Annotated in this window: 25 protein-coding genes; 12 read left to right on the top strand and 13 right to left on the bottom strand. The window is 36.3% G+C overall.

All coding sequences use genetic code 11. The features are described from left to right. Nucleotides 1–344 precede the first annotated feature (344 nt). Nucleotides 345–524, top strand: coding sequence for an H-type small acid-soluble spore protein (locus tag ABC374_RS07715; protein WP_034313120.1), 180 nt, complete (start codon nt 345–347; stop codon nt 522–524). Between the two features lie 50 nt (nt 525–574). On the opposite strand, the gene ABC374_RS07710 is transcribed toward ABC374_RS07715, so the two are convergent. Further along, nucleotides 575–1,345 carry a GH25 family lysozyme gene (locus tag ABC374_RS07710; protein ID WP_413016810.1) on the bottom strand — a complete coding sequence of 257 codons (771 nt, stop codon included), beginning with the start codon at nt 1,343–1,345 and terminating at the stop codon, nt 575–577. A 567-nt stretch (nt 1,346–1,912) separates the two neighbouring features. Between ABC374_RS07710 and ABC374_RS07705 the strand changes: the two genes are divergently transcribed. The 3 genes from ABC374_RS07705 to ABC374_RS07695 all read left to right on the top strand — a co-directional run bounded on the left by ABC374_RS07705 (nt 1,913) and on the right by ABC374_RS07695 (nt 5,463). Further along, nucleotides 1,913–2,374 carry a general stress protein gene (locus ABC374_RS07705; RefSeq protein ID WP_413016808.1) on the top strand — a complete coding sequence of 154 codons (462 nt, stop codon included), beginning with the start codon at nt 1,913–1,915 and terminating at the stop codon, nt 2,372–2,374. Nucleotides 2,375–2,712: 338 nt separating this feature from the next. Continuing rightward, nucleotides 2,713–4,353 (top strand): ribosomal protection-like ABC-F family protein, encoded by a 1,641-nt coding sequence (gene abc-f, locus ABC374_RS07700; protein ID WP_413016806.1) that lies wholly within the window; start codon nt 2,713–2,715, stop codon nt 4,351–4,353. Between the two features lie 288 nt (nt 4,354–4,641). After that, nucleotides 4,642–5,463: a DUF2935 domain-containing protein gene (locus ABC374_RS07695; protein ID WP_413016804.1), complete on the top strand. Its 822-nt coding sequence runs from the start codon at nt 4,642–4,644 to the stop codon at nt 5,461–5,463. 114 nt (nt 5,464–5,577) lie between these two features. Here ABC374_RS07695 and ABC374_RS07690 read toward each other — a convergent pair whose 3' ends face one another. Next, nucleotides 5,578–5,928: a hypothetical protein gene (locus ABC374_RS07690; protein ID WP_413016802.1), complete on the bottom strand. Its 351-nt coding sequence runs from the start codon at nt 5,926–5,928 to the stop codon at nt 5,578–5,580. A 623-nt stretch (nt 5,929–6,551) separates the two neighbouring features. On the opposite strand from ABC374_RS07690, the gene mscL reads away from it, so the two are divergent. Then, nucleotides 6,552–6,950 (top strand): large conductance mechanosensitive channel protein MscL, encoded by a 399-nt coding sequence (mscL, locus tag ABC374_RS07685; RefSeq protein WP_413016800.1) that lies wholly within the window; start codon nt 6,552–6,554, stop codon nt 6,948–6,950. 268 nt (nt 6,951–7,218) lie between these two features. On the opposite strand, the gene ABC374_RS07680 is transcribed toward mscL, so the two are convergent. Beyond that, on the bottom strand, nt 7,219–7,425 hold the full coding sequence (locus ABC374_RS07680) for a hypothetical protein (RefSeq protein ID WP_413016798.1): 207 nt from the start codon (nt 7,423–7,425) through the stop codon (nt 7,219–7,221). A gap of 314 nt (nt 7,426–7,739) precedes the next feature. Here ABC374_RS07680 and ABC374_RS07675 point away from each other — a divergent pair, with 314 nt between their 5' ends. Together ABC374_RS07675 and ABC374_RS07670 are read left to right on the top strand one after the other, a co-directional pair. Next, nucleotides 7,740–8,246 carry a DinB family protein gene (locus ABC374_RS07675; protein WP_413016796.1) on the top strand — a complete coding sequence of 169 codons (507 nt, stop codon included), beginning with the start codon at nt 7,740–7,742 and terminating at the stop codon, nt 8,244–8,246. 42 nt (nt 8,247–8,288) lie between these two features. Continuing rightward, a complete protein-coding gene (locus tag ABC374_RS07670; RefSeq protein ID WP_413016794.1) occupies nt 8,289–8,459 on the top strand; it encodes a hypothetical protein in 171 nt (56 codons plus the stop codon). 36 nt (nt 8,460–8,495) lie between these two features. On the opposite strand, the gene ABC374_RS07665 is transcribed toward ABC374_RS07670, so the two are convergent. From ABC374_RS07665 to ABC374_RS07650, 4 genes are all read right to left on the bottom strand, one after another. Next, nucleotides 8,496–9,224, bottom strand: a complete 729-nt coding sequence (locus ABC374_RS07665) for a GntR family transcriptional regulator (protein ID WP_101221531.1) — start codon at nt 9,222–9,224, stop codon at nt 8,496–8,498. An 81-nt stretch (nt 9,225–9,305) separates the two neighbouring features. Further along, a complete protein-coding gene (gene frlD, locus ABC374_RS07660; RefSeq protein WP_350302104.1) occupies nt 9,306–10,088 on the bottom strand; it encodes a fructoselysine 6-kinase in 783 nt (260 codons plus the stop codon). A 62-nt stretch (nt 10,089–10,150) separates the two neighbouring features. Continuing rightward, complete coding sequence (locus ABC374_RS07655) at nt 10,151–11,164, bottom strand: SIS domain-containing protein (RefSeq protein WP_413016791.1); 1,014 nt, start codon at nt 11,162–11,164, stop codon at nt 10,151–10,153. Nucleotides 11,165–11,299: 135 nt separating this feature from the next. Then, nucleotides 11,300–12,643 (bottom strand): amino acid permease, encoded by a 1,344-nt coding sequence (locus ABC374_RS07650; RefSeq protein ID WP_413016789.1) that lies wholly within the window; start codon nt 12,641–12,643, stop codon nt 11,300–11,302. Nucleotides 12,644–13,579: 936 nt separating this feature from the next. Between ABC374_RS07650 and ABC374_RS07645 the strand changes: the two genes are divergently transcribed. The 3 genes from ABC374_RS07645 to ABC374_RS07635 all read left to right on the top strand — a co-directional run bounded on the left by ABC374_RS07645 (nt 13,580) and on the right by ABC374_RS07635 (nt 16,983). Continuing rightward, nucleotides 13,580–15,085 (top strand): DHA2 family efflux MFS transporter permease subunit, encoded by a 1,506-nt coding sequence (locus ABC374_RS07645; RefSeq protein WP_413016787.1) that lies wholly within the window; start codon nt 13,580–13,582, stop codon nt 15,083–15,085. A gap of 306 nt (nt 15,086–15,391) precedes the next feature. Further along, on the top strand, nt 15,392–15,964 hold the full coding sequence (locus ABC374_RS07640; protein ID WP_413016785.1) for a YitT family protein: 573 nt from the start codon (nt 15,392–15,394) through the stop codon (nt 15,962–15,964). Nucleotides 15,965–16,584: 620 nt separating this feature from the next. Continuing rightward, complete coding sequence (locus ABC374_RS07635; RefSeq protein WP_413016783.1) at nt 16,585–16,983, top strand: DoxX family protein; 399 nt, start codon at nt 16,585–16,587, stop codon at nt 16,981–16,983. A gap of 109 nt (nt 16,984–17,092) precedes the next feature. Here the strand turns inward: ABC374_RS07635 and ABC374_RS07630 are convergent, their stop codons facing one another. The 4 genes from ABC374_RS07630 to ABC374_RS07615 form a co-directional block, all read right to left on the bottom strand. Then, nucleotides 17,093–17,713 (bottom strand): class D sortase, encoded by a 621-nt coding sequence (locus ABC374_RS07630; protein WP_413016781.1) that lies wholly within the window; start codon nt 17,711–17,713, stop codon nt 17,093–17,095. A gap of 1 nt (nt 17,714) precedes the next feature. Further along, a complete protein-coding gene (locus tag ABC374_RS07625; RefSeq protein WP_413016779.1) occupies nt 17,715–19,124 on the bottom strand; it encodes a processed acidic surface protein in 1,410 nt (469 codons plus the stop codon). Nucleotides 19,125–19,894: 770 nt separating this feature from the next. Next, entirely contained in the window at nt 19,895–20,530 is a 636-nt protein-coding gene (locus ABC374_RS07620; protein ID WP_413016777.1) for a hypothetical protein, read from the bottom strand. 502 nt (nt 20,531–21,032) lie between these two features. After that, nucleotides 21,033–22,097, bottom strand: coding sequence for a sulfite oxidase (locus ABC374_RS07615; RefSeq protein WP_413016775.1), 1,065 nt, complete (start codon nt 22,095–22,097; stop codon nt 21,033–21,035). Nucleotides 22,098–22,352: 255 nt separating this feature from the next. On the opposite strand from ABC374_RS07615, the gene ABC374_RS07610 reads away from it, so the two are divergent. Further along, nucleotides 22,353–22,904 carry a hypothetical protein gene (locus ABC374_RS07610; protein ID WP_413016773.1) on the top strand — a complete coding sequence of 184 codons (552 nt, stop codon included), beginning with the start codon at nt 22,353–22,355 and terminating at the stop codon, nt 22,902–22,904. A gap of 602 nt (nt 22,905–23,506) precedes the next feature. Here ABC374_RS07610 and ABC374_RS07605 read toward each other — a convergent pair. Both ABC374_RS07605 and ABC374_RS07600 read right to left on the bottom strand, forming a co-directional pair. Further along, nucleotides 23,507–23,782: a hypothetical protein gene (locus tag ABC374_RS07605; RefSeq protein ID WP_413016771.1), complete on the bottom strand. Its 276-nt coding sequence runs from the start codon at nt 23,780–23,782 to the stop codon at nt 23,507–23,509. Between the two features lie 412 nt (nt 23,783–24,194). Further along, complete coding sequence (locus tag ABC374_RS07600; protein ID WP_413016769.1) at nt 24,195–25,070, bottom strand: SDR family oxidoreductase; 876 nt, start codon at nt 25,068–25,070, stop codon at nt 24,195–24,197. Between the two features lie 286 nt (nt 25,071–25,356). Between ABC374_RS07600 and ABC374_RS07595 the strand changes: the two genes are divergently transcribed. Then, nucleotides 25,357–25,755 (top strand): winged helix-turn-helix transcriptional regulator, encoded by a 399-nt coding sequence (locus ABC374_RS07595; protein WP_350302093.1) that lies wholly within the window; start codon nt 25,357–25,359, stop codon nt 25,753–25,755. The last annotated feature ends 450 nt before the right edge of the window (nt 25,756–26,205 follow it).

Genomic DNA, 26,205 nt, shown 5'->3' with positions numbered 1-26,205 from the left:
GAAAAGTTAGGATTTACATCTTCGCACTTCGAAAAGCACCAACTCAATTCCTATTCTGCCATTAAATGATATTTCTGTAAAACTTTTTGTGATGTTCCTGACGTCGCAATTGTACCGGAGAAATTCGTAACAAAAACATAGTCACTTTTATTTGACTAAATATTTTTAAGATTAAAAATTCTCATCTTTTCATACATGCTTAATTAAAAAGAGAGCTACGGCGGATAACAAGGAAGGTTAAACATCATTGTTCCTTATGTGATTTAGTTGCAACATTAATCAAATGAATAAAATTAAGGCTTTTCCTAAATAATAGGAAGACTAATTAACAGGGAGGGATTTATATGGATGCTAAGCGTGTAAAGCAGATTCTTTCGTCTTCATCTGACATTGAGGTTAGATATAATGGCACTTCAGTATGGATTGATAATTTAAATGAAGATGGAAGAACGGCTACAGTACATCTAAGAGGCCCATTAGAGGAAAGATCAGACGTAGCAATTGACGAACTTAAAGAAATCTAAGGAATATCCATTAAAAACTGAGCTCCTCTCGTAATGAGAAGAGCCTTTACTTATTTCAACCTTAATTTTTGACCGATATAAATTTTGTCGGGGTCTTTAATCCCGTTAAGACTAACAAGGGATTTTACCGTTGTTTTATATTTTTTTGCAATGAAGCTAAGTGTGTCGCCTTTTGTTACAGTATAAGTTGTGGTTGTTTCCGTTTTCAATGCACGGGAGTTTTGCGTCCTAAAAGTATTTATTGTATTTGTAAAATCCCTATAGGCTATATTCAAATCCACCTTTGTGCTGATCCCGCTTACCTTACCTGAATCAGAATGCTGCCATATATCTGTGCTACGTCCCAACGTGCTGTTGTATCTGGCAATCCACAAGGCGTATTTCGTCAACCTTGATTCATCTAAAGTATTTTCGAGAAAGTATTTACCAGTATACAGCATAGCCGTGTATCCAGCTTCTTCAATAGCTTCCAAAAACGCGATTGCTGCATCGGTCAGCGTTTTTTTCTTTGCCTTTTTTTTATTTTCTTCAAGATCAAGAACAACAGGATAATTTAAAGCGAAAGAGCTGATAGAATCTAAAAAATAAGCAGCCTCAGCCTTTGCTTCTGCAACAGTTGCAAACTTCGCATAGTGATAGGCCCCGACTTTCAATCCCGCTGCCAATGCTTGTGGTGCATTTTCTTTGAAATAGGATAGCTTTGAATAACTCGTTCCCTCTGTTGCTTTAATGAACACGAACTTCACGCCTGCCTTTGCAACTTCCTCCCAATTAATAGCACCTTGCCAATGTGAAACATCGATTCCCTTTATATATTCCATATTAATATTCTCCTCCTTTCTCTAAAAAAGATCCACCCATTGGACATGATTATCATCCTTTTTTCTATGTTTTATGATTATGTATCAGTTTTTATAGACACCTAATTAGCAGACATACCGTCCTATTGCCCACACTATAATTGTGGATAATATTGCCGTTATAATACAAGTAAAACATTAATATTTTTTCCTCCTTTGTAAAAATCTTTGATCTAGCTTGTATTGGGGAGTTGTTTATTTTATCTTTCTCCAATATCAATACCCCGCTCCTTATATCTAACATAGCCTGCTTACTTTAAAGCTCAAGCATCGATTATGTAAATTAAAGATTCTCATTACCTGAACCAGAATTAGAGCAATTTAAATGATGTCTCCCTCCATACCCTTCCTAGAGAAACATTAACTGCATCTTTTGAACCTTTTATTCGAAAAAAAAGTGTTGAATCTATCGAGACACCAAGCCTAATATCCTTATTAACATTGTTATTTTAACGTAACGAATATAAACCTTTTATGACTCATATTATGAGGTGAACAATAGATGGAAGTTAAAGGAGGATGACTTTAATGAGTAAACAAGTGGTAGGAATATATGAAAACGGTGAAGATGCGGTAAAAGTTGTTGAAGAACTTTTGATACAAGGGTATAAACGTGATGAAATTTCTGTTGTTGCCAAAGATCTGAAGGAAACAAAAGTGGTCGAGAGAAAAACGGGTACGAAGGCTGAAGAAGGATTAGCAACTGGAGCTGCAACAGGTGGAGTTATTGGCGGGACGGCTGGCCTTCTTGCCGGCGCGGGTGCATTGGCCATTCCAGGAATAGGACCGCTGCTCGCTGCTGGACCTATCGTTTCAGCACTGGCAGGAGTGGCTGTTGGTGCAGGAACTGGAGGATTGGCTGGTACTCTCATTGGATTAGGCATTTCAGAAAAAGAGGCAGAAAGTTATGAAACGGATATAAAGGCCGGAAAAGTTTTAATACTAGTTGATAATGATATAAAAAAAGGCCCCTCTACTTATAGAAGATAACCGGCACTAATATTCATTTAGAAAGCAGTAATTAAGGCTAGATAATTTGTTTCAATAAATGAAAAACTTCCTTTTGTTTTCAAAGATTATTTTATGCTATACTGATTTTATTAATATCAGAAGGGATGATGGGTGGCCGATGATTAACTAATCTTATTTTTAAAATTTGAAATCGCATATTTCAAATCATACAAAATAGGATTAGTCTGCCCATTTTCTATAAATTGTAGAGCTATCATGAAAATAGCTCTTATTTGATAATGCACAGGTACGGCTAATCCTTCCATATGAACTGGGAGGATTTTTTTTATTCTCCCTTTAAGGAGAGGGATAATTATATGAAAGAACTATTAAAATTAACCAATATCAGCTTTGAAGTATTGGACCATAACATTTTTGAAAATGTTAATGCTAGTGTTCAACAAGGGGAAATCATCGGTATCATTGGCAAAAATGGTGCCGGTAAATCTACGTTGCTGCAATTAATTAACAATGATTTAGAGCCTGCACATGGACAGATCCAATGGCTGCAGCAAGATTTGAAAGTTTTTATGGTTGAACAAGAAGTCGAGTCACATTCTTCAGAAGATAAGACGCCTACCGAAGTTAAATTACTGGATAAAATGCATGTACCAAGCCATGACTTCCTACAATTAAGCGGAGGAGAAAAACTCAAAGCCCGGCTAGCAAAAGGACTTTCTAAAGATGCAGACCTTTTACTATTAGATGAACCGACGAACCATCTTGATGAGGCCAGTTTAGGATTCCTTAATGAACAAATAAAAAATTATAGAGGTACCATTATTTTTGTTTCGCACGATCGTTATTTTTTGGATGCTGTCGTAACGAAAATTTGGTCGATTGAAGATAAAAAGCTAATTGAGCACAGAGGGAATTATTCTAGTTATATGGAGGTTCGCAAACAGAAAAGACTTACACAACAACGTGAATATGAAAAACAGCAAAAAATGGTTGAACGGATCGAGGGACAAATGAATGAAATCACTTCTTGGTCAAAAAAAGCCCATTCACAATCGACGAAAAAGGAAGGAGTTAAGGAATACTATCGCGTGAAAGCGAAGCGAATGGATGCACAGGTAAAATCTAAACAAAAGCGTCTTGAAAAAGAGCTTGAAAAAGCAAAAGCTGAACCTGTTGAATTAGAATATACTGTACGCTTTTCAATTAAAACAAAAAACAAGACGGGAAAACGTTTTTTGGAAGTTAAGAATTTAACGAAGACTTTTAGCGGGCGAACACTGTTTAAAAATGTCAATTTCACGATTCAGCATGGTGAGAAGATTTCCATTATAGGCCCCAACGGCAGCGGAAAGACGACATTATTAAAAATAATTCTTGGACATGAAACTTTTGCGGGCGATGTATGGATTTCTCCATCTGCAAAAATAGGCTATCTTACGCAAGAAGTATTTGATTTACCACTTGAATTAACACCCGCCCAGCTTTTTCATAAAGATACATTCGAGTCGAGAGGGACCGTTCAAACTTTAATGAAGCATTTAGGCTTCACGGCGTCTCATTGGACAGAACCCATTAAGAATATGAGTATGGGTGAACGGGTGAAGTGTAAGTTAATGGAATATATATTAGAAGAAAAAGATGTGCTTATTTTGGATGAGCCGACAAATCATCTGGACTTAGCTTCACGGGAACAACTTGAAGAAACCTTAGCACAGTATACTGGAACGCTAATCGTCGTTTCGCATGATCGATATTTTCTCGAAAAAACGACAAGCAGCAAACTTGTCATTTCGAATCATCGCATACAAAAGCAATTGTATGAATCATCATCCTCAAAAAGAGATGATTTTGAAGAACTGCGATTAACTCTTGAAACAGAAAGACAGGAAGTTTTGGGAAAGCTTAGCTTTATGACTCCAAACGATAAAGCGTACACAGAACTCGATAAGAAGTTTAATGAGCTTACGAAAAAAATAAACGAACTTCGTGACAAATGACTATCAACTGTAACTTAATGTGCTGGATGATAACCCTAAGAATGAATTAATTCTAAGGGTTTTCTTAGATATTACCCTGGAGTCCTGCCGAAGTATTATAGAATATCTAAGAAAGTACAGTCTCCGATCGTCCAGGAAATTTTACACACCTTGGTCATCAAGAACCAATTGGTTTGAGGTGCCAAAAGGATATTAGTAAATGACTTTATTTACAAATTGAGCAGAATACTAATGTCCCCTTGTTAATAAGATTGAATGATGGATATGTTTTAAGAGGGGGGCTTAGTTATGAGTGAGAACACACAGGAAAATATGAGGAAAAACTCTGGAATGTTTGTTGAACGCTCTTTAGATGAGATTCGTTTTTGGTCAAGAATAATGAAGGAACACTCGTTATTTCTAAGACTAGGTTTTAGATGTGAAGATACACAGCTAATTGAGGAAGCTAATCAGTTTTATCTTTTGTTTGAACGGATAGAACAGCAATCCCATTCATTTACAAATCAAGCAGATCCAGAACAGATCAGGAGATTTAACGCGGAGGTGCAACAAGCTGCCACAGGCATATTTTTGTTTAAAAGGAAGGTATTAGGATTAATACTCACCTGTAAACTGCCTGGTGCAAACAACTTCCCACTTCTAGTCGACCATACAAGCAGAGAAGCCAATTATTTTAGAAAACGATTAATAGAATTAAATGAAGGTAAATTGAAACCACTTGCAGATGCCATCATCAAGGAAAATGTTTTCTTTTTAAGAATAATGGCGGATCATGCAAAATTCATTGGACATCTCCTTGATCCATCGGAAAGAAAGCTGGTGGATATGGCGCGAAACTTTAGTAATGATTTTGATCAATTAGTCTTTCAAGCCGTAGACTTAGAGTCCATGAAACCACAATCTCAAACGGCCCCTCTTCTGGATCAATTTCTAGATCAGAACCGTGTTTCCGTCGTATCACTTCGAGACTTTAAGAAAACCGCCAGAGATTTAATCGAAGAATGCAAAATCAAGAGCATCATTCATCCACTATTGGCTGATCACGTTTTCCGTGAGGCCGAACGTTTCCTTGAAATTATCGATATGTTTGAATCCCATCTTACAGGTTAAATAATACAATTAATTGAGTATGAAGGATATAGAAAATTGAAATTACCGGATAAAGAAATTCTAACCTAAAATAGGCCCCTCTTGATTTAGAGAAGGGCTTTTATATGTAAAAAGTTATGCCAGGGAGTTCACCAATGTTTTAAGTTTCTCTTTATCAGATACAGAAATCCATGGTAAATCCAGATTATCATCATTAATACCAGGTTGGATAACGCGGCTATTTAATAGATCACAAATACAATCATTTATGAATTGGATATCTTGGTCTGATATTTTCCGGTTATATGTTATGGAAGCAGGTCCTGTTCGTTTGGTTATCCCCCCTATCAAGCCTCTTTGATTTAATGAACTTCTGATTACTTCTCTGATTGCCTCTACACTAGTCAATGGAAATACATCAAGGTGCTTAACAATCATTCTAAAAATATCTTCTTTAGTTAAATCCTGTTCAATTTCTTGTCGCAATTATTCCACCCCCATTCGTCAAAACATTCTTCAAAAGAAACGTAAAATCCTCCTTTATTATTAAAAAGGTCGATACACACTTCCCTTTTGAGTGCCGTACAGTATCCCGAATATAAAAATTAACACAAAAAAAACCCCTCTCGATTAAGAGAAGGGCTTTTAACAATGGAGGAGTACCACTTAGGGGGTAGTACAATAATATAATTATCGCCAAACGAATACATTTATATTCACCTTCTATGGCAAGTTAGTGAAAGCTACTTTACCTGCCTTCTAGACATTGAAGGTTGACGCTTTTAGCCGTTCTCCATCTGCCTCCCATTACTAATTTTTTTTTATTGAATGGTTTTTTTAATTTTTTTAGCTTTGGGTCTCTGACCATTACATTAAATCCTTTTAATAAAAGACCCTGCTATTATAACGGATCTTTAACGTTTATTGAATGGAAGCCAGAGTCTTTCCTCTATGAACGGACTGCCGTCATTGCGACAAACTTAAGGATTCAAATGATCAAACGGATGGATGGTCCTATCTTTTGAATTATGGATGCCTCTTACACTATTCAATTTTCACCATGTTTCTGATATGCTTTTATCAATTGAAAATAGAAAGGTGTAGTTACGATGATAAAGGAATTCAGGGAGTTTATTACCAAAGGAAACGTTCTCGAACTTGCAATAGCTGTAGTAATGGGGGCTGCTTTTGGGAAGATCGTTTCATCACTAGTCAATAATATTATCACACCGCTAATAGGAATTTTATTAGGGGGGATCAATCTTTCTTCGTTAAAGATTACAGTTGGAAAAGCAGTTGTTCAATACGGTGAATTTGTCCAAGCTGTGATTGATTTCTTGATCATTTCATTTGCGATTTTCATGTTTATGAAGGTAGCGAATTCTCTTATCAGAAAAAAACAAGCGAACGAGGAAGAGGTATTGGAAGCGGTACCGGCATCCGAGCAATATTTAAAGGAAATCCGTGATCTTTTACAAAAAAATTCACGGCAGGATGAAACATCATAAGTTCATAATTAATTCATCTCATTGTCTACAATAACCAACGCTTTTAACTAGCCACTCTCGATTAAGAGAGTGGCTTTATCTTATTCTATCAGTGATTTTTGACCAAATTGTATATTAGTGCATCCTGATTATTTCACTGCCTGTTTAATAACTGATCCCTCTAAATTGCCAATGGCATTTTCTTGTTTTATTAAATAACGCTGAAAGTTCAAATTTTCCTGATTCACCGCTCCTACTCCAAATAAAAAGCATCCCCGAGGGGATGCCATTACATTGTTTCATAGTTCTTTATTTCAAATTCATTTACGGGCCGATTAATCGACTTACTCAATTTTTTAATAAGCTCTTCGTAATCCTTAGTATCATTTGGATCTATACCTTCTCTGACGTTTAGTATCTCGTATCGGTCATACTGTTCTGGAATAAGTTTTCCGTCTACATGGATATAAAGCCTATATTTGACCCTTAGATTCATATTACCATCTCCTTTACTATCAGTTCGATATAAGGAGCTATTTTCCTGCAAGAAAAAATGCCATTATGTGGTACTCCACTAACAATTCATTTTTTATACTCAGAATGTTAAGCAGTTTGTCTTATCTCAAAACCTCTTTTTTTATCATGGTATATTCGCGATGAGCAGACATACCGATAGAATCATTAGGAGGAAATGTTATATATATAAGAGAACTACATATACTATACTTTTTTAAAAACACCTGAATTTTTTTGTTCTTCCTGCATAAATTGTTCAATACGAAAAAACTAGTGTATATGGAGGTTTTTCAAATGAATCATCCCGAGCCAGTATTAGAAATGTATAACTATCACGCGTGGGCAAATGAAGTCATCATTGATCGGCTAAATGAACTTCCACAGCACATTTACCATAAGGAAATTCAGACTGGTTTTTCGTCGGTATCAAAAGTGTTGTCTCATATTTATCTCACAGATTACGCGTGGTTTGACATTATCTCAGGTAAAAGTATGAATGAAGCAATGGCATTTTCTAATCAATTAAAAGAAGGGGTGGAAAAGAAAAGTATTGGGGAAATGAAAAAAATATTTATAGACTTATATGAAAAAAACAAAGCACTTCTGAGTACAGAGGATATGGAAAAGGTAATTGTCGTGGATAACCCATATGCTGGCTTGCTTGAAACTTCCATTCCCGAATCTGTATTACACGTTGTCACTCACGGATCATATCACCGTGGCAATATAGCAACCATGCTGCGGCAAATGGGGCACACTTCCGTTATGCAAGATTTTGGCCTTTACCTTTATTCAAAATAGAACACCAAACTATACCCGATTCCTGATTAAGGAGATTAATAGATGGATGAACTAGTTGGCCCTTGTGTTCGCTGTGCACGTGATGTATATTGTACGGCTGGTTTTCTGAACGGCATTCTGTTAGATAACAAGAAAATCTTATGTTTTAATTGTAAGGATATTTTAAATGCGATGACCGAAGAAGAAAGATTGGAGGAGGAAAATCAAAACTAGATATTTAAATAGGTCATGCCAAATTATTGGCATGACCTATTTTGCCCGATGAACAGTCAGATTAACCTTGTTGGTTTCACACATGAACGTCGAGAGATGCACAGGTTGGTCGTTTGCATCGAAAGCAATCTTCACTATTCTAAATAAATTTGCGCCAATATCGCATTCTAAATATTTAGCATAGATTTTTGTAGCACCAATCACGTCGATAATTTTATCGTTACTGACTATTTCTGTATGGTAATCTTCCAAAAGGATCTTATAAGTTGATTCATCCCTTGCAATCTTCTTTTCTAAATCCGGAAAACGAAGTAACGAATAATGAGCGGTATCGTAGAAAAGCGGACGCTCATCTACATACATGAGTCGCTCAAGTTCGAGAACGGGGCTTCCTTCTTCAATGAGGAGATGACCTGCAACATCTTTTGGGGCGGCTATGACCTCACTTCTTAAAATCCGGGAATTCGGTATCTTCCCAAGCTGATGACTAAACTCTGAGAATCCACTTATGGATAACAACTCATTATGAAACTTATTAGATGCAACAAAGGTACCCCTGCGCGGAATACGTGTCAGTGTTCCTTCCTTCACCAATTCCTCTATTGCTTTTCGTATGGTAATGCGGCTAACGTTATAAGTTTCACAAAGCTCTGCTTCGGTTGGGATCTGTTCATCTGGTTTGTATTTACCGTTCTGAATATCATTCTTCAACATTTGCCTTATTTGCATATATAATGGCTGGGGGGTTGAAGGATTTAAATTCATATTAAATTCATCCTTATCCGTCAAAATTTATTATTTATTATTTATTATTTATTATCTATTATACATTATTTCCAGTCCCAGTCACCACGCACCGAAATATCTAATTGTCTTCGCAGCAGACTCAGTGCCCAATTCTAAACAATTGCCGATGGATTGGCCTTTCAATATTCCATAAATAAAACCGGAAATGAAGGAATCCCCCGCCCCCATCGTATCGACCACATTATCTTCAACGACACCGCATTGATAAAATTGAATGCCATCATAGGCAAGTGAACCATTTTCACCTAAAGTGGCGACCGCAATTTTAGCTCCTTGACTTTTTACATCCTTTAAAAACTGGCGGATAAAAGCATCATCCTTCGTATAAGAGAAAAAAGGATAATCAACAAACTGAGGTAAAGTCTTCACCAGATCATGATCTAGCTGATCTGAGAAATCAAAAGACGTGAGCATACCTTTTTCTTTAAAAAAGGAATAGTACTTATCCGCATGTCCCCAAATCCCTGAATGTATAAGCTGATATGTTTGAATGTAATGGAGTTCTTCCGTCGTTAAACAGAAATGTTCCATGACACCTTCGTCGTATTCTCCAAACCTGCGGTCATTTCCTACCATTTCAACAAAAGTAACAGCTGTTTTTCCTTCTTTCCGCGAAAGATGAGAAATATCAACACCTTTTTCCTGAATCGCTTTAACCATTTTTTCACTGTATTGATCGGAGCCCACCCAGCCAATATAAGCAGATTCAGCACCTAACCCTCTTAAATAGACAGCCACATTTAAAGAATTACCGCCAGGATAGACCTCCCCTTTCCTTTGATATACATCCATACAGTTATCTCCGATTGAAACCGTTCTCATCTTTTTCCCCCGCTTTCTTTAAACTTAAGAAATGAGCACTACTAAGTAGTGCTCCACATATCTTAATATTCCATTTGGCGATAGTATCTTCTAAGTGTTAATGGATGATTTCTTTCACGCTCAAGGTAAACGCTGATTCGACTTAATACTGACCAGTTAATACTAACAGAAAAGTGCTTTCTGAATTCTTCGCTGATACCTTCCATTTCAAAGCTTTTGGTATCAATAACCGTTAAATTTTTCGAGATATTTTCTACAAATCTCTCTACACGGTCCATCAGCGGTCTAGTTTCATCTTCTCCTTTTAGTAAAATAACACTTGTATCTTCAACAACAAGTTCAAGCGTACCATGGAAAAACTCTGCAGCGTGGATGGATTTCGCCTGGATCCATTGCATTTCCTCTAAAATGCACATTGCATATGAATAAGTGTTTCCCCATAGGTTACCAGAACCGACCATCATGTGGTAATCCGTATCTTTATGTGTAATGGCAAATTCCTCTGCTTTTTTGTCAAAAGATTTAACGGCATCTAGAATTGCACGCGGAAGTAGAGAAACCTCCTTCGTGAATTGTTCATATTGCGGGAATTCATTGTTGTTATGCATGAAACGGAAGACGACCATGTACAAAAGCATAAAGAAAGTATCAAAAGAGTGCGTTTCAGAACCTGTCGTTATACAGTAATCCGCAATTTGTGTTAACGGAGTATTTGGCTCTGCAACTAAAGCGATTGTAGTGGCGCCTTTTCCTTTACAATATTCAGCCGCTGCAACTGTTTCTTGAGTAGTCCCGGATACAGATGTAAAAATACAGACTGAATCTTTGCTGAAATGCTTATGATTCATCACCATGAACTCAGCAGCAATTTCTGCATGGACATCGATGGTAGAATTTGATTTTAAAATGTATTCATATGGATACATCATGGCTATGGTGCCACCAGCGCCGATCAGAAAAATATTGCTGTAGCCCCTTTTTGTGATTCCATCTACGATTTCTTCAATCTGGCCTCTAGAAGCAAGGCCCTCTTTTTCTACAAGATTTAGAAATAACTCTTCATCAAACTTTAGCATCAACAGCTTCCTCCCTGTATCTCTGTTTATTTGTTATGTCTTGTATTATATATAAACATAATAATTTGTACAATTGTTTTATTTTAAATTTTAGTGCGTTTGTCAAGAGAAGGCCCAACTTCCCTTAACATTCTGCTAAGCCACGATATCGCTGTCGTTATTTTTCTTGGATCCATATTTCCTTTCCCAATAATAGTAAACCGGCAGACCTGTTGCGATGACGATCATTGCTGCAATCACTCCTTGAATAGGCGCCCAAGTAAAAGTTCCCCAAGCCAGCCATGATGCTCCAAGAATAGCTAAAACCGTCGTTAATCTCCACATTGGCATACGATAGATTGGGTTATAATCATCCCTTTTACGACATTTATAAACAGCGGCAAAGTCCATGATGTTAATAACCAATTGAATCAGTGTGAAATAGCCAAGTAACACTGTTAAATTACTGAAGCACACAAGAATACATGCATACGTAACCTGAACGATGATGGAGAAGCTTGGAGTTTCATATTTAGGATGGACCTTCGCAAAGCGTTGAAAGAATAGTCCGTCCTTTGCCATTGCATACTCAAGGCGGGGCTGAAACATTATGCAAGAGCTTAGCGAACCCAAGATAACAATAATCGCCGTAATGGCCACAAATGATGATGCAATATCCGATAATCCCGGAATATATTTTACAGCTTCGGAAACAGCAGCATTGGAGTTGATTAATTCTTCAAATGGCATCAAGCCGATGACACAAATGGCTAGCAGCGTATATAGAGCCAACACGATGAATACCGAACTAATAAGAGCTCGGGGAAGTATTTTCCCTGGATTTTTGAACTCCCCAGCCATGAAACAAATTGCAGCCATCCCCGTATATGCCCATGTGGTTGCAGATACACCGCCTATTAAACTTGACTTTTGGGCACCAGGTCCTGGAGTATAAGCAAAGTTTTCAGGGTTCATATACATTATTCCCAGCACAATGACGATCAGGAAAGGAATGATCTTGATAGCCGTGATAATGACTTGGAAAAGACCTCCTTCTTTCACACTTCGATAATGAATCGATGTGATGAGCAGGATGATCGCAATACCCAATAATTTCCCGGCAACTCCTGAGAAAAATGGGAAAAAGGTTGCTAAATAAGAAACAATCGCTAAAGCCATAATCGATATGGATGGAGGATCCAACGCCCAGAAAGTGGCCCATCCATATAAAAATGCCAAAGGCCTCCACCCAGCTTTATTCAAATAAACGTAACCGCTTCCATTTTGGGGGTATGCTGTCGATAACTCGGCCAGAACCATTACTTGCGGTATGGCAATCACCCCGCCTATTATCCAGGCTAGAATAGAAATGGAAGGAGTACCCGCAGCCCTTGCAACATCACCAGATGAGACAAAAATACCCGATCCTATAGTAGTTCCAACAGCAATTGCTAGAGCAGACCAAAAACCCAGTTTTCGTGTAAGTGTGCCATTACTCATAAAGAGTTCCTCCAAATTAGATGATTAAATTCCCAATTCCCTTACTTTTTCAATAGATTTCATGATTGCATCACTTGGATTTTGATAATAATTTGATCCCATAATCTCTAGAGTACAACTTCCTTTGTAACGATGGCTTTTAAGCATCAAACCTTCCTTCTCAGCTACTTTGGTTAATTGAAAGATTGAGTCACTTGCATACTTCCATGATTCCTCTTGTGAAACAAGATTTAATTTCCCTTCTCAAACTCCTTATATTTCCTAGTATGTTGCGATAAACATACAAATGAGGCTCCCCACCCCATAATTCAATGCTTTTAATCTCAAGTTTGTCCATGCAATCCAAAAAATAATGAAAAGGGAAATGCCTAAAAGTGATATTCATCCCTGCAATATTAAATTCTTTCACCCCCTCAAAACGACTTTTTTTATTTGTTATGTTTTGTATTATAATTAACCAATACATTGATTGCAATAATTATTTTGAATATTTAAAAAATATTAATTCTCAATATACGGAAAATGCATGATTTTATTGTTCATCACACCTTTTTATCAATTAACTATTTTTTAGTGAATACGAATGATAGAATGTTAAAGTATTTATACCTAGTGCAAAAATTTCTCTGGTACATTGTAAGTATTATATTGGTGATTATTGTTTGAAATATGATATACCTGTAGAATGGATGTTAACCTGGGGGATTTCCAAGAGAATGTATCCTGAAATATTGTCAAGTGAGTGGTTAATGTTAATAAAGAATAAACATCTCAAAAAAGCCGTAAATTGAGGTGAATCTCCTTAAATGGTATATTTTATTGAAAAATATAGGTTGGTTTACACTGATACTTCGTGAGACGAATTAGTTTCTATAACTTTTAAAAATCGCTGGCAGTACAATTTGTACTTCCTAGCGGGAAGGACGTGCCATAATAATGAATCACGACAAAACAGCCATCACTAAAATTCGTACAGGCCCCATGTTTGCGGTGATGCTGGCTGGTGCTCTAGTCGCTTTCTTAAATCAGACTTTAATCAATATCGCATTGCCTCAATTAATGACTCATTTTGACATATCAGCTGCAACAGCTAATTGGCTTACAACAATCTTCTTATTGGTCAATGGGATTGTCATCCCGATTACCGCTTTCTTAATGGAACGATTCAATACAAGACAATTATATCTTGCTTCGATGGGACTCTTTGCATTAGGAACTTTTTTATGTGGAATTGCCCCCAGCTTCTCCGTCTTATTGATCGGACGTGTGGTTCAAGCTGCAGGTGCGGGGATTTTGTTCCCGTTGATTACAAATGTAATTTTCACTTTATTTCCGCCTAACAGACGCGGTTTCGCAATGGGCATATTTGGTATCGCGATGAATTTTGCCCCAGCTGTAGGACCGACATTATCAGGGTGGATTATCCAAAACTATTCATGGCGGGTTCTGTTTTTCATCATTTTCCCATTCGCCCTGCTTGACTTCATCTTTGCCATTTTCATCATTAAAAAAGTAGGGAAAACCAGCCGGCCTAAACTCGATAAACTGGGTGTAATTCTATCCACTATCGGATTCGGCGGAGTTCTATATGGATTTGCTACAGGCGGCACCAAGGGCTGGGGCAGTCCTGAAGTACTGACGATGTTCCTAGTTGGAGGAATCAGTTTAGCTTTATTTGTCTGGAGGCAATTCACTGTATCTCATCCTATTTTGGAATTTAGAATTTTTCGGTATCGGATGTTCACTTTAACGACAATCATCAACGTCATCGCAACTATGGGTATGTTCTCCGGAATGATCATCATGCCAATCTATATGCAGAATATCCGTGGGTTTACTCCGATGGAATCTGGTCTGATGCTATTGCCTGGCGGGATTTTAATGGGGATCATGTCTCCTATTACAGGTAAGCTTTTTGATCGATTTGGTGCAAGATGGCTTGCGGTGAGCGGACTTGCCATCACTATCATTACAACCTATCTTTTAGCGCGGCTAGAAACAGATACGTCCTATTCTTATGTGGTATGGGTATATACGATTAGAATGTTCGGAATGTCGATACTGATGATGCCTATCTTCACAGCTGGATTAAATGAATTGGCACTTAGCCTAAATAAATATGGTACAGCAATGGTCAATACATTGAGAATGGTAGCAGGCGCTGTTGGTATGGCGTTCTTTGTGTCCATCATGACAAACCAGGGAACGAAACATGTACAGGAAATCTTATCTCAAAAGAATATATCACCAGATAATACATCACAAATGGCGATGGCCATTAAACAAGGCAGCGTAATGGGAGTGGATGATGCATTCATGATCGCAACAGGATTGACCATAGTTGCATTCATACTGGCCTTCTATATACGGCAAACATCACCGCAAGAAGATACCATTACAAATCGCCTATCAAAAAAAAGCACCTTGAATAATCAAGGCTAAATTCAACCTATTTTCCAAGGTAAAAAAATTCTTATATCATTAAACTGACTTGCCCCATGAAGACATATAAATGCCAAAAAAAGAGACACTTTTTATTGAGTGTCTCTTTTTTTGCCCAAATTACCTCATGGCCTCCAGGAGACGGCGTTAATTTTGATCCAGCGTAATCCCCTGTCTCTTCAGAATATCTTCTGAAGAACAAAGCCAACAATTCACAAATTGCACTGGTACTTTCATATGCTGAGTATATATTTACATTCCTCTCATATATTTTAAGATAATGATTTGGACAAGGGGAATGTATTAATGAAAAAGTTAGTTACTCTGCTTTTTTCAAGTTTTTGCATTGGAATTGGTATTAACCTGTTTATCGTTCCCATTCATCTAATAAATGGCGGGATATTTGGAATAAGTTTGTTAATCAAATATGTTTGGGGAATCCAGGTTGGACATACCATGATCATGATCAATATTCCCATATACCTTTTATCTCTTCTATACGATAAGTCTTATTTCTTTAATGCCATCCTTGGGTTAGCTTTTACATCAACCATTATTGATTGGCTAACACCACTAAACGGTTTGGTTCATCTACCGATCATAACAAGTGCCATTATCGGCGGAATGACGATTGGGATTGGTGTCGGTTTTATGCTGAGACAACATATTAGCCCCGGTGGAGTGGATTTACTAGCACTATTAATCTCTAAAACCACAGCAACTAATCCTGGAATTATTATTTTTATCATTGATTCTCTCATAGTAATTGCGGGAATTATTATACTGAAAGACTTAAAGTTAATGTATTCCCTCATCACGATTTCCTGTGTCGGGATATGCGTCATTTTAATCAATTCTTTTAAATCAATAAACTTTTAAGATAAAGTTGTACCTACAAGTGCTGGAACAGGGGCTAATATATAGTGTTCGCAATGTTATTATTCATATATGCCATCATTTCCAGGGATAAAAGCAGAAAAGCTAATCATGTCATGATTTTTTACTGTTTTATATGAGATGAAAACTCACTGGATTGAAGAAATTTGGAACACTCCTGCCGAATAACTGGCTAGCCGTGGCCCGCTAGATGCATGCTTTGATGAGGCTTTGCAGACAGTCGGCGTTTACTCTTGAATTCAGTACGTTTACTCGTCATTTCGTGCTGCATTCGTGATTTCGCGCCGTTTACTCGTGAGTTTTGCTGTTTTACTCGTAAGTTTGAGCTATTTACTCGTGAAGTCAGCTTATTTACTCGTGATTTCGTGATGCACTCGTGATTTCGCGACGTTTACTCGTGAATTTTGCTGTTTTACTCGTGAGTTTGCGACGTTTACTCGTGAATTTTGGCTATTTACTCGTGATTTCAGTACGTTTACTCGTGAATTCATGCTGCACTAGTGATATTACTGTTGAATCTCAATAATTTTTTATAGAATGCATTAATAAAAGGAAAGTGGAATATGATTAGAATGTCAATCTAAGGGAGGGAATGAGAATAGATGAAAAAAACAAAAATTATTTATTGGATTTTCACAGGACTTTTAGTGGCACTAATGGTTTTGGGCTCTATTCCGGATATACTGTCTGTTCCCGATGCAGTCGCTTTATTTAATCATTTAGGTTATCCCACCTACCTCCTACCCTTCATTGGAATTGCCAAATTATTAGGTGTCGTGGCTATACTTATTCCAGGCTTTCCAAGAATCAAGGAATGGGCTTATGCAGGTTTTGTATTTGATTTGACGGGTGCTATGTATTCAAGCATATCAGTGGGGGACCCTGCCAGTGGATGGCTTCTTTTCATTATCGGATATATTTTGATAGCCGGCTCTTATATTTATTATCATAAAATATTAAAATCCGCTTCAGTGAGTAATAAGGATACCGTAACAATATAAATAAATCAAAGTGATATTACTTTCACCTTCGTTTTCTTTTCTAAATAGAAATTAAAAGAGTCCCAATAGGTTTTCCTTATTGGGACTCTTGTTTTTAGAAATTTGATGATTAACTTACTGTTTTTGAAGTCAAATAAGCGACAAGTATATAGCGTTCAGGTGCTGACCCGATATAATCAAAGGGGTAACAGGTACTGACGGTTAGCGTTGCCCGTGGTTTTGGTACGATCACGGTTCGATCATCCTCATCCACAATTCGAACTTTTTTGATTTTGTATGTGAACTCTCCTGCCGATGTTGTTACTATCAACAAATCTCCTTCGCCAACTTGCCCGAGTTTACGGAATACCGTATCTCTATGACCGGAAAGAACGGAATTGTCATTTTCACCAGGTAGCACACTTCCTGCAAAGTGACCAACGCCTTTTTCCAATTCATCCTCGTTTGTGCCATGGAAAATAGGGAGTTTTGTTTTTAGTTTGGGTATATACAGTTCCCCGATTTCTTCACCCGTTTTAGGGCGGACAGGATATAGCTCTTTCTTTGTTGTTTTATTACTTGGTGGTTTCTGTACAGTTTCATCTACTTGGCTACTTGGAGCATGAGTCTTGTAAAGAAAGTAGCCTTTTGCAAACTTATACATATTGGATGTGGAAAACCAAATTCCAAATAAAATAATGGCAATTGTACAAGAAAGCAGAAGCAAACGCTTTTTCTTTAATTGTTTCATATTAAGCTTTCCTGATTTTTCGATACATCAAGCTTCCGAACAAGACAAGAAATAGTCCTAAAAGGGTGCTAGGCAAATAATCGGAAGCGGTATTTGGCAGTTTAGCCCCTTTTACGGTTTGATTTTCTGAATTTGTATGAGTACTGATCTTTTGCTTTACTGGTTTAGCAACTGGTGCCTTTTCAATGGTTTTTTGCACCTCTTTTGCAGATTCCTTTATTTGCCCGCCTGCATTGGTAAGAGTGTCAGAATCGACCATTTCACCTGTTATTAAAAGATCAGCCAAGAACTTTCCGTCAGTATTATATATCGCTATCTTCAGGTTAGCACCCTTCAATTCTTCCAATTTCATTAAATCCATAAGGGATACAGGTGATTCCGAGCCACTTTTCACAAGGGAATAGGATACATTAAGCTTAAAGATTGAAAGTAATTCTTCATAGATTGATGCCATTTCAGCTATCTGTTCAGCTGTAAGCTCGGTTGCTACATCGAATTCCTCGAAAGCCATCATGCGGTTGCCCAATGCTTCTAGTTGCTTGACTGTTTCCGGATTGGAAAGATGCTCTTCCAAAGACATTAAGTGTTCTTCAAGCCGCTGTAGTTCCTCTTCCGTCAAACCGAGTTCTTCCTCGAAAATGGGAAGCAGATCTTCTGCAACCTCACCATCCATCCCGCCACCAGTAAGGTTCCAAACAGTTTCTTCAAGATTATCTATGTATATATAATCGTTAATGTCTTCACCATTTTCTTCCAACATTTGAAGCAAGGCTTGTTTATCTATTCCATAATTCTCATTAAAATAATCTAAGTTGCTTAGATCTGCCTTTATGACATCACCCAAGAATTCGCTAAGTTCTTCGACAGATTCAAATTCTTCCAGGCTAAAATCATAAAGTTCCAATGACGCTTCGATATCTTCTTTTGTTACTTCGAAGCCTCTTTCCTTGCTAACTTTGGCTAAATAATTGACTAATTCTTTGTCAAAGTTTGGATCGCGTTCAAAATCGCCCTCTTCTGTATAGAAATAAACAGCTTCATCTAAGTCCCAGATAAAGATATAATCGTCTAGTTCTTCGCCATTTTCGTGTAATAGATTAATTAGGCTCTCATTAGTCAGATTATAATCTTCATAAATGGCATCTAAATTACTTAAATCTGCCTTAATGACTTCGCCTAAGGCTTCTTTTAAATCACCAATAGATTCAAAGTTTTTAATACTTTCATCGTAAAAAGAAAGAGATGTTTCAATATCATCCTTCGTCACTTCAAACCCCCTTACAAGGCTTACCTCTTTTAAATACTTTGTAAGTTCTTGCTCAAAATTTTTGCTTGGTGATGCCGATGCTAATTGCGGGAATAAGCTAATTAACAACGAAAATGAAACTAAAATCGTCCACAGTTTTTTCATACTTTTCTCCTATTCATAACATTTCATATGTTTCTAGAAAAATTATAAGGTAATAACAATAATTTAACAATGAAGTTATTTTTTCCAATAGCGGAAAATTTCTATTTTACTTACTTTGCTAACAAACTTTTTAAAAGCATTTACCCTCTGTTCGGGGTAATTTAGACGTATTTCTTCCTATTAATATATTGATTTCAAAAAGAGGGATTACAACAACCCCTCCCCTTGTGTCTCCAGATAAAAGAATTATTAATATTAATACGGTTATATAGACAAGAGTATAATTTTTTAATTCATTCACTTTTATCCATGTACTTCCCTTAACTATGGGGATGTTAGTGATGGTATGTTCCGTTTCAATCAATCTTTTCTCAAAAAACCTGCAGATATCTTTTCACATTGAGAATTTTAAAACCCGCCATTATTAACTCATTTTTTAAATTTACAAGTTTTTATTTTTTTCGATATACGGTTTAGTCGAGCAAGAGATTGCCGAAATAATTGGTGAATAAGCACCGACAGCTAAAGGAAGACCTAGAAAGATATATCGAGTTAATGGTGAATTGGAGACTAAAACGGAATAGACCGATTAAAAACCCAGGACACTCAATTCCTAAGTGGAATTCTCACATCTCACCTTTTAAATTAGATTAGGAACATAATGCTCCTTTTTTTGTTCAAATGGTAATCGGAAGTTTTATGTGTTGCATGTTTTCAAATAAAAAAACGCCTATTTTGGCGTTTCAGCAGTAGTTCATCAAAGAATTAATTCATTGCCATTTATTTTTTATCTTCTGACCTTCCTCAAAAGACAAAGATTTTTTATCTATCATTTTCAATGAATTACTCTTTAAATCCAATTCATAAGTATTTAATACCCAAGGTAAATCTTCCATATTGTAATAACTCATTGTTTCTAACTCATTTTTCTCATTGAACCTTGGCGGTAAAGTATAGGACAAAGCACTCTTTACTGATACTATTTTTTCATTATCAACATAATACAGATAGCCCGCCTTTGTGTTACAGTCTAATTGATTTGAAACCATCACAATATCAGGATAAGATTTTGATATTATCGGAAACACAGTTCTTTGGGTTTTGTTATAAGGATAATCCTTTAATATGATGGATGTCGTTTTTATTTCTTTTTCACCTTGTTTTTGAATTAGAAAACTATAATTACCTATAAATACTTCATCGCCTGTGCTGCAAAGGTAATAGTCTGTTTTAGTTTCTTTAGGAGCAAAAAAATAAACATCATAACTAATCCCTTTAGTATCTTTAACTTTTAACAAAACTCTACTTTTTTCAGAAACATTAATTTCTGTTGCATAAGAGTAAGTTTGAAGGTGTAAATAAGTAAAAAGAAATACTGCTATAAAAAATACTCTTGTTAACTTCATTAGGTTCACTCCTATTAAAATAACTATTGCTGTATTTTCAATGCATTTTAGTCCCAAAAAATGAATTACGAAGTGTCGATATCGCAGCCCTCCTTTCATTTAATATTTGGAGACTTGAGAATTCTATACTGCTTTTCACGCGCATCTCAACTACCCTGCTAAATAGGCTGACAATTCCCTTATTCAGTCTAAATTGGCCATGCCAAAAAACCCTCCTAAACTCTTTTGGAAGGGTGTTTCTCTGTAACACAAAACCGTTATTTGGCCAAATCCAGGAACGACTTTTCTCATTTTCTTAACACTATATCCACTGAAGGAGTTTCTTGCTACGGAAGCGAGCGACTCTTTGTCCGACGTTCCTGGTAATTTTCTACGATTAACTAAATTGATTTAACCAATTTCAAAGATAATCACGGCTGATTTTTTTCCTATCGATTGGATCACTTATATTCTTCTTCAATAATTTATTCTCCCGTTACTTTATCTAAAAATAAATTAATAGTCATTCTACCTTAACCTTAATTTGATCAATGGCATTATACCCATAACCTTTTTTATTCCAAAAAGGAAAATTCGGTTGAATTTGACCAAATGAATCTGTTGCTCTGGATTTAATCGTGTACTCACCTTTTTCTAATATATTCCACTCGAATGACCAACTAACCCATCCATAACCAATATTCTGATGAGGTAATATATCGGCGTTTCTCCATGTATAGCCACCATCAAGACTAATTTCCATCTTTGTAATTACTCCTTTTCCTGTCCATGCAATTCCTTTTATTGCATGCTTACCAGTATTTATAATTTCCATATCCAGCGGTTTTTGGATAGTCGAATTGATATTTATTGTAGTAACTGGAAATGCGCCTTCATTATTGTATTTATTTAGATAATACACATAATCATTTGTTTGAAACGGCCCATTGAATGTAGAATTAATAACACTTATCTGCTTTATCCACTTAACAGATGCCATTGCATACCACTGCGGAACGATTAACCTCAATGGATAACCATGTTTAAAAGGAATTGGCTGGTTATTATATTCATATGCAATAATGGTATCTGGATGCAGTGCTTTCTCGATAGGCAAACTCCTGGTATAGGTATAAATCTCATCTAGATCTTTCCTATTTCCATAATCATAACCCTCCACGACAACTTCTTTTGCCCCTTCCCCTATTCCAGATAATTCAAGTAATGTCTGTAATGGTACACCTTTCCACCTACCTTGGCTAATAGCTCCCTTTCCCCATTGTTCTCCAAATATTTTAGGTTCGAAGAGATTACGCTTGTCACCCGAGCATTCCAGGACAACTTCCAAAGTTTTTGATGGGTATTGAAGAATGTCTTGCATGGACAGTAGCAAAGGGGCGGATACTAACCCATTTATAGGGAGCCAATAGTTTGAATAGGAAAGAGTCGGATAAGAAAAGTGGTTCCTTCTATAAAATAATTGGTTTTCCATGCTATCATTATTGATGAAATGAATCGGTGTCTCCTGATTTTCCGGCTGCAAACTTCGTGTCAATAAATAGGGTTTCACTTTATGTGGATTTGTCATAATTTCCTCCTAATTAAAATGAATCATTATATATGTATACGTTCAGTACAGCCTAATTAGGTTATTGGTATATTTTCAACTTCAAATATTTCACCAAGCGAGCTTTATGCCGGCTTAAACTGGCCCGCCTCTCGAAAAAACTTATTGTAAGTATATTTTTCATTTGAAATAATTATAATTGGACTAGCTGGCTATTCGGGACAGAACAACAGTGATGAGAGGCTGCCTATCATATTTTAAGAAGGAGTTTTTCTAATGGATAGTGCTATACAAACTTCTTTTGAAAATTTACTTTCTCAAGATAAGGACTTACAATACGAAGCCTACAATCATATCCTTGCTTCTTCCAAAGAAGAGGTGGACTGGGCTTATGATGTATGGAACCAATTGAAGGAGGATTTAACTCATTCTGATAACCACCGAAGATCAAGGGCTGCACAATTTCTTTGCAGTTTGGCGAAAAGTGATCCTGAAAAAAGAATGCTAACGGATTTCCCATTGGTTTGGGAAGTGGCAAAAGATAAAAAATTCGTCACCGCAAGGCATAGCCTACAATCTATATGGAAAATAGGTCTAGCTGGCGCTGAGCAAAAAGAAATGGTAATAAAAAGTCTTGTTGATCGGTATTTAAATTGCGTTCATGAAAAAAACTACACGTTAATTCGTTTTGATATTATTCAAGGACTTAGGAACTTATTTAATGAAATAAAAGATGAAGAAATAAAGCAAATCGCACTGAATTTAGTTGAAAAAGAAGAGGATGCAAAATATAAAAAGAAGTATGCAAATGTATGGAAAAATATGTAGAAACGCCAACGTTGTATCCTTATAAAAAGGAGAATACATATCAGGCGTTTATAATATGTATTCTCTTCTTGTTAAACAAAGCTCCATTTCGTGGAATTCATAACCTTTAGGATATTAATCCAATTGCATTTTTTAGAACTTTCGGTGCCTTTTTAATTCCTTCTGTTCCAATAAAACTGCTCGCACTCGCTATTAATATACTTGAAGAAATGAATTTGACCACATAAAAAATTCCTGATCCAATAATTAGATCTAGGATTAAAAACCTTTTAATTGTTGAGCCTTTTACTATATAAATAACGATTTGGTCGTTTTTCTTCATACTCAGAATTGTCACACCTTTATCTTTTTATAAAGGGTATGACAAAGAGGGGTTGTCATATTCTTCTGCACCATGTCTTTCCTTTATAATAAAACTGATTTCCGTCAACTGAAATTTTACCAAAATTATGTTTTTAGCTGAATACATATGAGTAACTCTCATACCCTTGTATGATACTTTCCAAAAGAAAGAGCACCCAATGAATGGATGCTCCAAGGAAATGGGTTCTAACCCTTAATGGTGTTAGCAATTGTTTCTTGTTTTTACTGCAATCACAACATCATTTTTTATCCTCTTTTTTCTTGCTGTTATTTTTATCTTCTTTATTCTTGCTGCCATTTTTATCTTCTTTTTTCTTGCTGCCATTTTTATCTTTACTCTTACAACATTTATTATCCTCTTCATTACTGCATTTCTCTAGTTTAAAACTATATTCCAATTTAAAACAGCATTTTTCTTCTTTAGACTTATGGTCTTTCTTACTATTATTTTTATCTTTATTACTATAATATTTATCTTTCTTACTATTATTTTTTTCCTCTTTTTCTTGTCCCATGTAATTCACCTCCATATCATGCTTTGTTTTATATTATGGAAATTATTAAATTGTGCTTGTGCTTGTCCCCAAAATAATTAAATTACACATTTAATACACAGTGAAAAAGCACCAGACAATGAGTGCCTTTCAATGATTTATAAAAACATACAGAAGATGTTTAGGCACACACTTATTTTACTAATAACATAAAAAACCGCCTACCCATGGATAGACGGTCACGTAATATTCTTGGAATGATGGATGGAATGAATGGTACGCTTATAAAAATCTTAATTATAATAACCTCAAAAATACAGGAGAATGTATTAGAGATGTTTAATAAACTTACAACACTCATTAGGATGCATACTTTATTTTTCCCATTGTTAGGAAACCTCCATTACATATGAGGAGGTGTTTTTGATTAAACTTAATCTCCTGTTTGGGATATTTGATCGACAATTTGACTCAAAGCTTCATTTATTGGTGTAGAAGAGTGACCAAGTAATTTTTCTAAATCGTTGCTCTCAATCTCTAATCCACCATTTCGAATACCTTTTTGCGTATTTACAAGCATAGGGAGGTAGGCTTCTGGTACCCCTGCACCTTTCATCATGTTCGCATAAGCAATATCATCGATATGCTGTAGAGGTACTTCTTTCCCTAATACATCTCCAAGGGCAGATGTTAATTCCTCTTGAGTCATTGGCTTACCGGAAAGTTCGTAAACCGTATTTTCATGTCCTTCTCCGGTCAATACATTTGATGCTGCCTCCGCTAAATCTTGTCGAAGTACCCAGCCTGCTTTTCCTGTTCCTGCTGATGTTATCCAAGGTGCTCCTGCCATCACGCCTTGTATGCTTCCGATTTCATTTTCCAAATACCAATTGTTCCTTAAAAACGAGTATGGAATACCTGTTTTCAAAATAGCTTCTTCTCTAGCTTTATGTAGTGGAGCGAGGAAAAATTTGCTTTGACTTGCATTTGTTACACTAGTATAAGCAATAAATTTAACTTGAGCATGTTGAGCAGCAATTAAAGCATTCGTATGCTGTCTCATTATTGTTTCATGATCCCCAAACGTAGATATTATTAAAAGCCGATCAATTCCTGAAAAAGCAGCATCTAATGTTTCTGATTTATCAAAGTCTCCGTGTCGAACTTCTACTCCGCGAGCTCGTAATCCTTCTGCTTTCTCTGGATTTCGTACACTAACAGCTAATTGACTCGCTGGTACAGTTTTTAATAACGTTTCTACAACCTTTGTCCCTAATTTCCCTGTTGCACCTGTAACTAATATTTTCATCCTTTTTCCTCCGATTTTAATTTTTTCGTATTAGAGGGCGACAATAGAATCTAAATAATTTCTCCATCAATAACCCTTAATAATTGTGTATTGATATCTTAGTAAAATAATTTTTAATGGGTTTATTTATATAGCCCCCTTCATTTTCCAGAGATATACGTGAACTTGTTGAATTATTAAGTACAGGTATATACTATTTCCACGGTCACAATAATAAAAGTAGGCATTTTTTTATGACATAGTACAAAAATAGGACCATTATGAGAGAGAGGGGAAAATACAATCAATCGCTCGATTTAATTTCCAAGGAGAACCGCCTCCTGAAGAACAAGAAGAAGTATGCTCTTTGACACTTACTCAAAATGTAATTTCTGGAAGATGGAAAATTGTTATTTTATGGTATATAAGTCGACAAACAAGAAGATTTAACGAACTTCAAAGGTTGTTACCGGGCATTTCAAAAGGAATATTGACAAGACAACTGAGAGAATTGGAAGAAGACGGAATGGTTCACAGAGAGGTGTATAAAGAAGTTCCTCCTAAAGTAGAATACTCGCTAACACCACAAGGGAAAAGCTTTATCCCAGTACTGGACATTATGGGAGATTGGGGTAAAAAATATATGAAAAAAATACAAAGTGAACAAAAAAACTACTCCATTGAAGATAATAAAAAAGGGCTATAGTATTTAGCTTGAATTATACCCGGATAAGAGACACGCATGAACAAGTGTCCCTTTTCCGGAATTTTTTATGCTTCAAAAGATGTAATGAGTATGAGGGGATTTTAAATTAAGATGCTTTTCAGTGGACCCTACCCTATAATTATTCTGATAATCTACTACATAAAAAGACAAAAATTTATATTTGGAATTTTAACAAACTCGTCATGCCTTTACATGAAGGAACAATTTTCTTTTTTAATAAGTTCCAGCTGATTTCAGCAATCCGCTCCCTTTCCGCCGACTGTCTGCCAAGCGTATGTGGGGTATCGGCTAGCCAGTTGTTCGGCAGGAGTTTCGCAAATTTCTTCAATCTAGTGAGGGTTTCATTCGTTTAATCCACTATAAGAACATGAACGATAATCAATTTTTCTTTTATAATCCTGGTTCGGGGTGGGAGGATTCCGAACCTCC

This window comes from Peribacillus phoenicis (genome assembly GCF_047238085.1).
In the GTDB taxonomy this organism is placed as follows: domain Bacteria; phylum Bacillota; class Bacilli; order Bacillales; family DSM-1321; genus Peribacillus.
This window is presented reverse-complemented; position numbering and strand designations above follow the sequence as displayed.